A 12,439-nucleotide genomic window follows, 5' to 3' on the forward strand; every position below is an offset into this window, starting at 1 on the left:
AAGGTAATGATTTTTATAATAAAGGAGCATTGCAAAACCATGAAGGTCCTGTTGACCGCACTCAATTCCAAATATATCCATACCAACCTTGCTGTCCGTTACCTGCACGAATTTGCCGCCGAGCGCGGCTATCAGAGCGAGATCGCCGAATACACCATCAACCAACACCTGCCGGACATCCTGGACGAGCTCTTTCGCCAGCAGCCCGACGTGCTGCTGCTGTCCTGCTACATCTGGAACATCGAGATGATGCTCGACCTTGCCGACGAATACCGGCGCATCTGTCCCGAAGTGACCATTCTCGCCGGCGGTCCGGAGGTCAGCTACAACAGCGAACAAATTTTACAGCAGAATCCGGCGCTCGACGGTGTATTTTGTGGCGAAGGCGAAGAGCCGTTCCTGGAATACATGCAGGCGCTGCACGGCAAGCGAGACCTGCACGAGGTTCATTCGCTGGTGTGGAGAGATCAAGACGGCAATATCGTCCGCAACCCATCCGCTCCGCCGCTGGAGATGGTACAGCTGCCCTTTCCCTATCCCGACCTCGATGCTGTTTCCGGCAAGATTCTCTACTTTGAATCGATCCGCGGCTGCCCGTTCCGGTGCAGCTATTGTCTTTCCTCGGTAGCCGGCAAGGTGCGCTATCTGCCGCTGCCACTGGTATTCGAGCGCTTACAGCGCTTTCTGGATGCCAAAGTCCACCAGGTCAAGTTTGTGGACCGCACCTTCAACTGCTCCAAGGAGCACACCATGGCCATCTGGAAGTATCTGGCAGAACATGACAACGGCGTCACCAATTTCCACTTTGAGCTGACCGCCCATCTGATCGACCAGGAGATGATCGACTTTCTCTCCACGGTACGGCGCGGACTGTTCCAGTTCGAGATCGGCGTTCAGTCCACCAATCCCGACACCATTCGGGAGATCCGCCGCACCACCGACACCGAGCGGCTGCTGGACATCTGCCGCACCTTGGACAAACCAAAGAACATCCATCTACACCTCGACCTCATCGCCGGATTGCCGTTCGAGGATTTCCAGAGCTTCGGACGCAGCTTTGACACGGTGATGCAGATTCGTCCTCAGCAGATGCAGATGGGCTTTCTCAAGGTGCTCAAAGGCTCCTACATGGCACAGGCTGCCGACAGTTACGGACTGGTGTACAGCCGCAAAGCACCTTTTCAGGTCATCCGCACCAACTGGATTTCCTACGCGGAGCTCATGCGTCTCAAGGACATGGAGTCGGTGGTGGAAGACTACTATAACAGCGGATTGTTCTCCAATCAGATCAGCTGGATGCTCGATCAGGAGGCGTCCTGCTTCTCCTTCTTCCTGGATTTCGGCGACTACCGCGTCCAACATGGTCTGCGGCTGATTCCACAGAATCTGGAGGATCGCTGCACCACTCTGCGCGACTACTATTTCGCGCGGCATCCCGAGCGAGCAGATCAGCTGCCGCTGCTGCATGACCTGTGCCTGTACGATCTGTGTCTGCACAGCAAACCGAAAAAGCTGCCTGACTGGGTCAGCGTCGAGCAGAATCTTCCCTTCCGCGATGCCATCCGCGATTTTTACCGCGACGAGCAAACCGCTGCCCGCTTCTTCCCAGCTTCGGATGCAGATTCCAAGCAGCTGGCGCGTCAATCCCATCTGCAAATCTTCTCCTTTGACCCGCGCACTTTGGAGCGAAAACCGACTGCACTGCTGTTCGATTACCACCAGCGTGACCTGCTGGGTGCTGCCACTGTTACCGACGTTACCAAACTGTTCTTTTAAACTTTTGCGGCTCCTCCGAATGATCATCATAAAACCTTTGTCTTTTTCCTGAATTTATGGTATTATTGTTGTGAAATTATTATAATTGCTATACAATTTATACGATATGCTCTATATTTTCGTATATTCCAGGGCATAAAATTGAGCAATTTATTGGCAATCGTAAGGAAAAACGAAAAAAATTATGTTTTCTTATTAAATCCATTGAAAAAATCTATCATTTAGCTGGAATTTTATTGAAAGTTGTGATATGATAGTGATATAAACAACTATTTTCACCAAAAATTCTTTTTCATTTGGATGATATTAGGAGGATCGCAGACGTGAACAACACTGGTTTTTCCAAGGGTGACATCTTGGTTCCCAATGTAGAAAACATGACTGCCTGGAGCGTCATTGCCTGTGACCAGTACACTTCCCAGCCGCAGTATTGGCATGAGGTGGCAGACTTTGTCAAAACCAAGCCATCTACATTGAACATGATCGTCCCTGAAATCAATCTGAACAGCGAGGACCTTGAACAGCACATCGCCGCTGTCAATCGTGCCATGCGCACCTATCTGCGCCGCCATGTCTTTTCCGAGGTTCATGATTATATTTATACCCGCCGTGTCCTGCACAACGGCAAAATCCGCCATGGTCTGATCGGTGTCATTGACCTGGAGCAGTATGAGTTTCATCCTGGCTCCAAAACCACCGTACGTGCCACCGAGGGTGTCATGCAGAACCGCATCGAGCCCCGACTGACCGTTCGGGATCTGGCTCCGCTGGAGGTTTCCCACACCATGCTGCTGGTGGACGACCGTGAAAACACCGTTTTCTCCTTTCTGGAGGAGGAACTCGACCAGATGCAGCCGCTCTATTCCTTTGATCTGATGAAGGACAGTGGCAGTATCAGCGGTTATCTGGTCACTCCACAGCAGAGCGAACGCATCGACCAGGCGCTCACTGCTCTGGCAACGATGGAGCAGATGGAGAAGAAGTACGGCATCACCGACAAGGGCATCTTTTTGTATGCCGTCGGCGATGGCAACAATTCACTCGCTACCGCCAAGCTGCACTATGATGCACTGAAAAGAACGCTGTCCGAACAGAAGCTGAAAAACCATCCGGCACGTTATACACTGGCAGAGATTGTCAACCTGCACGACGATTCGTTTGATTTTGAACCGATCAACCGTGTGCTCTTCGGTGTTGACACGGTCAACTTCCTGCACCAGCTGGGCAGACATCACCATGTCTCCTTTACACCACAGGAGGGACAGCAATATTTCGACTGCATCATCGGCGATGAAACCAAGCGCATCTGGATTGCAGATCCTTCGTCCAATGTCGTTACCGGTACAGTACAGAACTTCATCGACCACTATATTCAGGAGTTCTCCGGCAAGGTCGACTATGTTCACGGAGAAAATATCGTCCGTCAGCTGGCTGCACAGGTGGATAATATCGGCATCCTCTTCCCTTCCATCCCGAAACAGTCATTGTTTGAAACGGTACTCATCGACGGCACTCTTCCGCGTAAAACCTTCTCGATGGGTCAGGCCAGTGACAAGCGCTTCTACCTTGAATGCAGAAAAATTAAACCATAATTCAAAATGGAATCTGGACTATCCAGATTCCATTTTTTTATCGAGATTATCTATCGTTTCAATCTCAGTGGATGCTTGTGAGAAAAAATAAATCGTGATAAAATATTGTTAAAGGATACACAACATTTTGCACTGCCCCAAGGAGGGATCTGTATGGAATATGAAGGTCAGATCTGCCGTCCACCGATGGAAAAATCGTCCTATATGTTGCCGGTTGCCGTAGGCTGTTCCTACAACCGCTGCACATTTTGTACATTGTTTAAGCATCTGAACTATCGCCAGCTGCCAATCGAACAGGTGGAAGCCGAGCTTCAGCGGGTCAAGCAGGCCGGCGGCAATCCCAAAACTATTTTTCTGGGCGACGGAAACGCCTTTGGGCTGAAAACTGATCATCTGCTGCATATTCTGGAGATGGTACACAACTATTTTCCAGACTGTCAAATGGTCAATATGGATGCTACCGTCACCAATATCCACCAGAAATCCGACGCTGAACTGCGCCAGCTGTATGAAGCAGGTGTTCGCCGCCTGTATCTTGGCATCGAAAGTGGCCTGGACGATGTCCTTCTCTTCATGAAAAAGGACCACAACCTCGAACAGGCTTACCGCGAAATCCAGCGGATGCAGCAGGCAGGGATGGTCTTCAATGCGCACATGATGACTGGCATTGCCGGCAAGGGACGCGGCATTGAAAATGCGGAAAAGACGGCGGAATTCTTTAACCGCACCCATCCAGAACGGGTCATCAATTTTTCGTTGTTCCTGCACAAGCGCGCACCACTCTACCGCGAGGTAGAAGCCGGACGGTTTGTACCCGCCAGTGAAGTGGAAAACCTGCAGGAGGATCGCCGCCTGATCGAGCTGCTGGAGGTCCCAGGGCTTGTTTACGATGGATTCCACGACTTTCTGGAACTGCGCGTCAAAGGAACACTGCCGCAGGACAAAGAAAAGATGCTCGCCAAAATCGACCAGAAGCTTCTGGAATGTGAAGGCCAGCAGGAAACCTTTGCTATTGTCGCTTAGCACAGATATAAAAAAAGAACCGGCCTCACAAGGAGGTCGGTTCTTTTTGTTTGTGAAAAGAGATTAACCAGCAATTTCTGCCTGGTACTGTGCCAGCAGTTCCTGAGCTTTGCCCTCTTCGTATACCAGCTTGTTGCCAGTATCTACCAGTGGACTCAGAGTGGAGTATGCAGGCAGTTTCTGGCCAGCGTGTACTGCAATCAGGTCTTCCTGGTTGATAGCAGCCAGAACAGCTTTTCTCAGGGTAACGTTGTTCATCTGAGAACCTTCTCTGAGGTTGAAGATCATGTAGGAAACGCTGTTTGCCTCGATCTTGGTCAGCTGGAGGTTTGGATCAGATTCAACGGTGTCGTATTTGGTTTCTGGTACAGAGTACAGGCAGTGAACCTCGCCGCTTCTCAGAGCAGACAGAGCTGCGTCGTTGTCAGCGATGAATTTAACAGTGATGTTCTTGATTCTTGGAGCACTGTCGGTACCTGGCATGTAAGCTGGGTTAGCCTGGAATACAACTTCGTAGTCGTTCTTGTACAGCAGGATGTATGGACCAGAAGCCATCAGGTGGTTGTCGTAGGTGGAACCTTCGGTAACTACAGACTGATCGCCGTAACCGATATCGGTGTTTCTGTCGTAGGTAGCAACATCCCAAGTGTTGATGCTCTCAACCTGGTTTTTGCTAACGACACCAGCGGACTGGTGTGCCAGATAGTTCAGAACCTGTGGGAATGGCTCTTTGGTGGTAACTTTAACAACCTGGTATTTACCTGCTGCGTTGTCAACAGCGGTCTTGTCTGCAACCAGTTCAGAGATTGGAGTTGCAAGGCCTTCTTCCAGAGCTGCACGAACGGTGGTGTCGGAACCGGAAACTTTCTGTGCATCCAGAGCTGCCAGGTCGGTTACGATTTCGATGGTGTCCATGGACTCATGCAGAGTGTAGGTTCTGTGTTCTGGAACGGAGTTAGAATCTTTTGCTCTCTCGAGGGAGAATACAACGTCCTCAGCGCCTACCATTTCGCCGGAGTCAACAGCCTGTTTGTTCTCAACTTTTGCAAAGTTGACGTCGTCACGCAGGATGAAGTAGTATTCCTGGTTGCCTTCAGCGATTGCATGGTTGTAAGACAGGGAATCTTCAGAGGTGATCTGGTCGTCATCGGTCAGGTTAACCAGACGAACGTACATGTTGGTGTTGAGCATGTTGATCGAACCGTCGTTACCTTTGATTGGGTCGAGGGAGGTCAGAGTGCTCAGAGTCTGGGTCAGCAGGAGTGGGTCTGTTTCGTTCTTGGAAGAATCAACAAACTCGATATCTTCCCACTTCATAGAACGGGATTTGGAGATGTGTACAGATTCTGGAACCAGAACGGTGGTGTTAACAGCCTGAGCTTTGTAGCTGGTGTACAGTGGAACGATGTATGCGTTCTCTTCAACCAGTTTCTTTTCGAACTCAGCATAGGTACTTACGTACTCTTCTGGAGTCTCAGTACCAGCCTGTTCGATCAGAGCGTCGATCTCTGAGTCTGCAACTGGAGATTTGTTGTAGTCACCGCCGGTCTTGAACAAGCTCTTTACAGCGTAGTCAGGGTTACCAGTAACGGTAGTCCAGCCGGAAATTTCGATATCGAAGTTACCAGCAGCTTCCTGCGCCTGAGAGGAGCTGTAGTCTGGCTGCATGTTGAGCTCAACGTTGAAGCCTGCTTTGGTCAGCTGGTCACGGATAACGTTAGCGTCGGTCTCATTCGCGCTTGTGGTCAGCAGTTTGATGGTTACTTTGTCTCCACTAGCTGTGGTGCTCTCAGAAGTGGTTTCGCTGGAAGAAGTGCTTCCTCCTGTAACATCATCCTTGGTCTTGACGTTACAGCCGGTAGCTGTCAACATCATTGCAGCGCAGAGGAGAGCTGCTAAAATTCTTTTCTTCATTTCATTTCCTCCTTGATGATTTCCCTAAATTATATTTGAGACGGTGCGGAAAGCCGATCCCGCACCGTCCAAAGGGCAGGACTAGAAGTGCAGTTTGTTCTCCATCATTTCCTGATAGCGGTGACATGCTACGAAATGATTTGGCTGAACTTCCTGGAGAACTGGAGTCTTCTGGTGACAGATATCACATGCGAATGGGCAGCGTGGGCTGAAGCGGCATCCTTCTTTTGGATTGATTGGAGAAGAAATTTCTCCCTTGAGGATGATCTTCTTTTTCTTCTCACGAACATTGGTGGAAGGAATTGCCGACAGCAGAGCTACGGTGTATGGGTGCAGCGGATTTTTGAAGATGTCCTGTTTTGGTGCCTTTTCGATCATCTGACCCAGATACATAACGCCGATGTTATCAGAAATATGCTTGATAACCGACAGGTCGTGGGAGATGAAGATGTAGGTCAGACCCAGTTTTTCCTGAAGATCCATCATCAGGTTGAGGATCTGTGCCTGAACCGAAACGTCCAGTGCAGATACTGGCTCGTCACAGACAACAAACTTTGGATTGATGGACAGCGCACGAGCAATTACAACACGCTGACGACGTCCGCCGTCGAACTCATGTGGGTACATGTTGTACATTCTCTTTGCCAGACCTACCAGATCCATCAGCTCTTCAACGCGTTTACGGCGTTCCGCTTCTGTTTTATAGATATTGTGAAGCTTCAGAGGCTCCTCAATAATCTGTGCAATGGTAAAACGAGGGTTCAGCGAAGCATATGGATCCTGGAAAACGATCTGCATATGCTGACGCATTTTTCTCATTTCTTCCTTGTCAAACTCGGTGATGTCCATGTTGTTGTAGATGATTTTTCCATCGGTAGGCTCATGCAGACGGAGAATAACACGACCCAGAGTGGACTTGCCACAACCGGACTCACCAACGATACCCAATGTTTCGCCTTCCTTGATGGTGAAGGAAACATCGTCTACCGCATGGAGGTAGCCGTTCGGAACCGCAAAGTATTTTTTAAGATTGCGGACCTCCAAAAGTGTTTTTGCATCGTTCATCGATTATTTCTCCTTCCCCTCATGGAATAAATCAAAATGGCATCTGTAAGTATGACCATTTTCTCCGCGAACCGGAGGTGCCTCCTTCTTGCAGATCTCCTGGCAGTACTTACATCTTGGGTGGAAGTAGCATCCGCTTGGCAGTTTTGCCATGTTCGGCATCTGACCCTCGATTGGGATCAGTTTTTCGGTGTCCTCATCAATCTTTGGAATCGAATCGAACAGACCTTTGGTATATGGATGTTTGGTGTTCAGATATACCTGTTCAACGGTACCGATCTCGACGATCTCACCAGCGTAAACGATGGCTACACGGTCGCAGGTTTCTGCAACGACACCCAGGTCATGGGTGATCAGGATCAGGGACATGTTGAACTTCTTCTGCAGCTGCATGATGATTTCCAGTACCTGTGCCTGGATGGTTACGTCCAGTGCGGTGGTCGGCTCGTCAGCAATCAGCAGATCTGGATTACACAGCAGTGCCATGGTGATAACAACACGCTGTTTCATACCGCCGGAGAACTGATGCGGATAGTCGTTGAAACGGTCAGATTTTACACCGACGGTTTCCAGCAGCTCTTTAACCTGTTTTTCTGCCTCGGATTTGCTGCATTTTTTGTGCTGCAGAACAACCTCGGTCAGCTGATCGCCGATGGTCATAATCGGGTTCAGCGCGGTCATTGGGTCCTGGAAAATCATCGAGATACCGTTTCCGCGGATCTTCTGATTTTCTTTTTCGGTGTTGAAGATCATGTTCTTTCCTTCGAAGATGATCTCACCCTCGGTGATGATGCCAGGCGGATCTGGGATCAGCTGCATAATCGAAAGTGCAGTGGTGGTTTTTCCAGCACCGGTTTCTCCAACCAGACCGATACTCTCACCTTTCATCAGCTCAAAGCTGATGCCGTTGACCGCTTTTACAACTTCATCGTCAGTAACATAGTGAACATGCAGATTATTTACTTTTAAAATGCTTTCCATCTTTCCACTCCTATGTTATTTCAGTTTTGGATCCAGTGCGTCTCTCAAACCGTCGCCCATGTAGTTGAAAGCAAGTACCAGCAGGATGATTGCAAGACCTGGGTAGATTGCGAGGTATGGGTTGGTCTCAAGATATGTACTTCCTGCCTTGAGGATGTTGCCCCATTCTGGAACGTGTGGTTCAACACCAAGACCCAGGTAGCTCAGAGAGCTGGTAGAAAGTACCGCACCACCGATGCTCAGAGTAGCACGAACGATGATAGGTGCCAGAGAGTTCGGGATAATGTGTTTGAAAATAATGATGTGGTCTTTTGCACCGCAGGCTTTTGCAGCTTCAACGAATTCGCTGTTTGCAAGACCCAGAACACTGGCTCGGACGGTACGCGCATAGGTTGGAATCGAACCGATGGACAGCGCCATAATCAGGTTGAAGGTGCTGGTACCAAATGCAGCAACGATTGCGATAGCAAGCAGGATGCCTGGTACAGCGTACAGAACGTCGAGCAGACGCATGATGATGTTGTCGCTCTTGCCTCCGTAGAAACCGGAGATTGCGCCCAGTACACCACCGATGATGATCGGAACAACTGTGGTTGCAATACCAACAGCCAGAGAGATTCGAGCACCAAAGACGATACGGGTGAATACGCAGCGTCCGTAGTCATCAGTACCAAATGGATACTCAAGGCTTGGCTCAAGCAGCAGTGCGCTGTAGTTGTTGTCGGTTGCAATCGAGTAATCGAAGGTCAGGTAGCTGCACAGAGAGATGGACAGCAGAACGGTAACAACGAACATACCGATGATTGCCATGTTGTTGCGGAACAGACGGCGAAGTACTTCGATCCACTCAACGGAGATCTCATCGCCGGCATGTTTGATCTTGGTGATGATAACAAGACCCAGAAGCAGTGCAAATACGTTACCGGAAATTGCACTGACGATCAGCAGGTAGCCAATCGGTTTCATGTGTTTGTCCACATTTTTGCCATGAACAAATTTGTGGATCAGCAGCATAACAACTGCATAAAAGATTGTCAGACCAGCCAGTACGCCCATACCGAGCATGAAGGTGTTTGCTACGTACTCTTTAAAGAGGTTGAGCAGGGAAATCATCATGACGGTAAAGGAGGTCAGCACGGAGTAAATCGCAAGGTTGTACTCAATACCTTTGTCCTTTTTAATCAGGTTGAAGGCTGCAATTGCAATAAAGATGTTTGCGGTCAGTACAAACAGAAGCATGATAAAGCCCAGTTTGCGGGTAGCAGACGAAACTTCGCCTTTTTTCAGGATGTCCGACTTAATCTTAAAGGTCAGCAGTGCCTGAATAACAGTGGAAACAAGATAGATCAGCGAAGCCGATACTGTTCCCATATTGAACGACTGTGTTGCAAAGTCAAATGCTCCAAAAAGGATGACAAGGAAAATTGCAAAGGTGATACCTGTTGCAAAGGTGGCCGATTTATACTCGGTAAAGCGGCTCAGCTTTCTTTTCCTTTCTCTTTTCAGGTAACTTGCGTTGCTGTTGTTATTCATGGTAAACAAGTTCCTCCTTAATAGTTCTTCATTTTAGACTTGATTCGAGGATCCAGGAATGCATACAAAATGTCGACAACAAGGTTTGCAAGGCTGATGACAACAGAAACGTAAACAACACCTGTCAGTACAACTGGGATATCAGGAATAAACTGTTTGTCTACGATGTAGCTTCCGATACCGTTGATGTTGAATACCTTCTCTGTTACTGCCGAACCACCCAGCATACCGCCGAACTGCAGACCGACAACAGTAACGATTGGGATCATCGCATTGCCCAGTGCATGTTTGAGGATAACACGTTTGCTGCTCAAGCCTTTTGCCTTTGCAGTGGTGATGTAGTCCTGATTGATAACTTCCAGCATCGAAGAACGTGTCATACGTGCAACCGATGCGGACAAAGCGGTACCCAAAACGATCGCCGGCATGATCAAGGTTGTCCAGTCCGTTGCCGAATAGGTCGCTGGCAGCCAGTGGAGGTTGATCGAGAAGTTGAGGATCAAAACCAGACCGAGCCAGAAGTTCGGGATGGACAAGCCCAGCAGCGCAATCAGCATAAAGACATAGTCGAAGGTCGAATAAGGTTTTACAGCCGAGATGATACCGGATGGAATTGCCAGAATCAATGCAACAGCCAGCGAAGCAAAGGTTACCTGAAGGGTTACAGGGAATTTACGGCTGATTGCTTCCATAACAACTTCGTTACCTGCATAGGAACGACCCATATCCAGAGTAACAAGGCCTTTGAAAGCTTCAAACAGACGTACGATGTATGGCTGATCCAGACCGTATACGCGGTTGAATTCCACGATCTGTTCCTGTGTTGCTGTCTGACCCAGAATGTTGACTGCCGGATCCATTGGAGACATGTACAGGATGGTGAATACCAGGAATACTACGCCGAACAGTACGAAGATCATCATAACCAGACGTTCAAAGATGTATTTTGCATATGGATTGCTGTAGATCAGCAGCAGCAGGTACATTGGCAGCGAGGTGATGATCGAAAAGACCAGGAAAGCATTGTTCTGCAGCAGGTCTTTCATAACACCCAGCAAAGTGATTGGACGATAGTTCTTTTTGTACTCCTCGTCCTCCTGCAGGCGCCTTTCAACCAATTTGTTCAGTTCTTTTTCAAATTCGCGCTGAACATTCTTTTCAAAGTCACCCGACTCTTTCTTGAAGAAAGCTCTCTTGTTTTCAAGGAACATCCTTGTCTCATTGTACAAGGCCTGTTTTTCTCCGCTTTTTTCCAATTCAGCCAGAATACGGGCTCTAATTTCTGAAGTTTTATCCGTCTTTGCGTAACTGCTCTTCCGTGCACAGTACACAATGAAGGAAACTAAAAATGTTGGAAGTCCCAGCAGGAATAAAAATACTCGATACAAGGGCTTCTTGAATATTCTGTCAAGAATATTCGTCATTTTCTTCTTCATTTCATATCCTCCTAAGATGAAATTGAAAGGCTATCCCTGTCCCAGCAAAAAAATATTCTTCCGTTCTGCTCCCCTGTTTACACGCCTTATTGAAAAATTCAAACCGTCTTTCATCTGTGGGATCTTGATATCCTGTTGTTTTGCTTGCAGACAGCCTGCAGTCAAAGCAACACTTTTTTGCCACATGCTTATTTTTGTACCTGACAGATACAAGTTAGAAAGACCGCCTCTTTTCTTTCGCCAACCCAGACGTTTACCCCCAAAACAGTCCATCGAAAAATACACTGCTGAACGCAGAAATCCTTTGTATTTAGTTTATTAAAAAACATGTTCAAAATCAATAGTTTTTTAAATATTTTTAAAAGATTATTAAATATGATAATATTCTTGAAAATTATCGTAAAAATATCCCAAAAAAAGTTTTTTTAGGCCACTTTATGCAAAAAAATACATGCAAAATCTAGGATATTTCACGATGCTTTTGTCGCTCTCAAGCTGTATTATCAATAACATTTGTAATATACTTAGAATTTTTCTATAAATATTTTTGATTTCCTACAATCTAATATATTAGTAACAAAAGCATCTTTATCCACTTATTCTAGGCTATTCTCCGCCTATTTTTGTCCAGTAAAAAGCGTGCTTATCTAAGTTTTGCGCATTTGCCATTTTCTCCAAAGAGCGCACGATATTCTAAAACTCGATCAGTTTAAAGGACGAAATTGCCCGAATTTATTCACAAACTTTCATTGTAAACATCGTTTTAATTACACAAAAAAAAGAGTGAGTACAAAGCATACTCACTCTTTTTTTGCATCAGCAAAACGGGTTATTTTGTCGTTCAGAACACTGCTGAGCGACGAAGTCCATCATTTCCTCAGGGGTTGGGATTTCGCCCTTACGGGGAACCAGTTGCTGGAACTGTCGAGTTTGTTCATCCTGCGGGTTTTCATAGGCGAAGCGGATTGCCTGTGCCATATCCTCACGCACCTGCTGAGGAGTAACGCCATTTTGTTTTGCCAACTTTTCATAGATTGCCTGATACTTATTCTTCATTTTTTGCCCTCCCCATCAATGTTACACCATTCTATAGCATTGATTAACATATTATTATAAATT

9 protein-coding genes are annotated in these 12,439 nt (G+C 47.5%); 3 read left to right on the top strand and 6 right to left on the bottom strand.

The window, feature by feature from the left end; translation table 11 throughout:
• Positions 1 to 39: 39 nt before the first annotated feature.
• The 3 genes from Q0L39_RS04625 (at position 40) to Q0L39_RS04635 (ending at position 4,391) form a co-directional block, all read left to right on the top strand.
• A complete protein-coding gene (locus Q0L39_RS04625; RefSeq protein ID WP_296627159.1) occupies positions 40 to 1,776 on the top strand; it encodes a B12-binding domain-containing radical SAM protein in 1,737 nt (578 codons plus the stop codon).
• A gap of 323 nt (positions 1,777 to 2,099) precedes the next feature.
• Positions 2,100 to 3,368, top strand: a complete 1,269-nt coding sequence (locus tag Q0L39_RS04630; protein WP_296627160.1) for a DUF1015 domain-containing protein — start codon at positions 2,100 to 2,102, stop codon at positions 3,366 to 3,368.
• 153 nt (positions 3,369 to 3,521) lie between these two features.
• Complete coding sequence (locus Q0L39_RS04635; protein ID WP_296627161.1) at positions 3,522 to 4,391, top strand: radical SAM protein; 870 nt, start codon at positions 3,522 to 3,524, stop codon at positions 4,389 to 4,391.
• Between the two features lie 63 nt (positions 4,392 to 4,454).
• Here the strand turns inward: Q0L39_RS04635 and Q0L39_RS04640 are convergent, their stop codons facing one another.
• The 6 genes from Q0L39_RS04640 to Q0L39_RS04665 form a co-directional block, all read right to left on the bottom strand.
• Positions 4,455 to 6,305 (bottom strand): ABC transporter substrate-binding protein, encoded by a 1,851-nt coding sequence (locus Q0L39_RS04640; protein ID WP_296627162.1) that lies wholly within the window; start codon positions 6,303 to 6,305, stop codon positions 4,455 to 4,457.
• An 81-nt stretch (positions 6,306 to 6,386) separates the two neighbouring features.
• A complete protein-coding gene (locus tag Q0L39_RS04645) occupies positions 6,387 to 7,370 on the bottom strand; it encodes an ABC transporter ATP-binding protein (protein WP_296627163.1) in 984 nt (327 codons plus the stop codon).
• Between the two features lie 3 nt (positions 7,371 to 7,373).
• Positions 7,374 to 8,351 (bottom strand): ABC transporter ATP-binding protein, encoded by a 978-nt coding sequence (locus Q0L39_RS04650; RefSeq protein ID WP_296627164.1) that lies wholly within the window; start codon positions 8,349 to 8,351, stop codon positions 7,374 to 7,376.
• 15 nt (positions 8,352 to 8,366) lie between these two features.
• Positions 8,367 to 9,884, bottom strand: coding sequence for an ABC transporter permease (locus Q0L39_RS04655; RefSeq protein ID WP_296627165.1), 1,518 nt, complete (start codon positions 9,882 to 9,884; stop codon positions 8,367 to 8,369).
• 17 nt (positions 9,885 to 9,901) lie between these two features.
• Positions 9,902 to 11,095, bottom strand: a complete 1,194-nt coding sequence (locus Q0L39_RS04660; RefSeq protein WP_296627166.1) for an ABC transporter permease — start codon at positions 11,093 to 11,095, stop codon at positions 9,902 to 9,904.
• A 1,041-nt stretch (positions 11,096 to 12,136) separates the two neighbouring features.
• A complete protein-coding gene (locus Q0L39_RS04665) occupies positions 12,137 to 12,376 on the bottom strand; it encodes a sporulation initiation factor Spo0A C-terminal domain-containing protein (protein ID WP_296627167.1) in 240 nt (79 codons plus the stop codon).
• Positions 12,377 to 12,439: the final 63 nt, after the last annotated feature.

The organism is uncultured Negativibacillus sp., from assembly GCF_944388365.1.
In the GTDB taxonomy this organism is placed as follows: domain Bacteria; phylum Bacillota; class Clostridia; order Oscillospirales; family Ruminococcaceae; genus Negativibacillus.

Excerpts from the sequence above, each read along its gene's own strand:
- Q0L39_RS04625 (WP_296627159.1), top strand. The coding sequence starts at position 40 with ATGAAGGTCCTGTTGACCGCACTCAATTCCAAATATATCCATACCAAC.
- Q0L39_RS04635 (WP_296627161.1), top strand. The coding sequence starts at position 3,522 with ATGGAATATGAAGGTCAGATCTGCCGTCCACCGATGGAAAAATCGTCC.
- Q0L39_RS04640 (WP_296627162.1), bottom strand. The coding sequence starts at position 6,305 with ATGAAGAAAAGAATTTTAGCAGCTCTCCTCTGCGCTGCAATGATGTTG.
- Q0L39_RS04645 (WP_296627163.1), bottom strand. The coding sequence starts at position 7,370 with ATGAACGATGCAAAAACACTTTTGGAGGTCCGCAATCTTAAAAAATAC.
- Q0L39_RS04650 (WP_296627164.1), bottom strand. The coding sequence starts at position 8,351 with ATGGAAAGCATTTTAAAAGTAAATAATCTGCATGTTCACTATGTTACT.
- Q0L39_RS04655 (WP_296627165.1), bottom strand. The coding sequence starts at position 9,884 with ATGAATAACAACAGCAACGCAAGTTACCTGAAAAGAGAAAGGAAAAGA.
- Q0L39_RS04660 (WP_296627166.1), bottom strand. The coding sequence starts at position 11,095 with ATGTTCCTTGAAAACAAGAGAGCTTTCTTCAAGAAAGAGTCGGGTGAC.
- Q0L39_RS04665 (WP_296627167.1), bottom strand. The coding sequence starts at position 12,376 with ATGAAGAATAAGTATCAGGCAATCTATGAAAAGTTGGCAAAACAAAAT.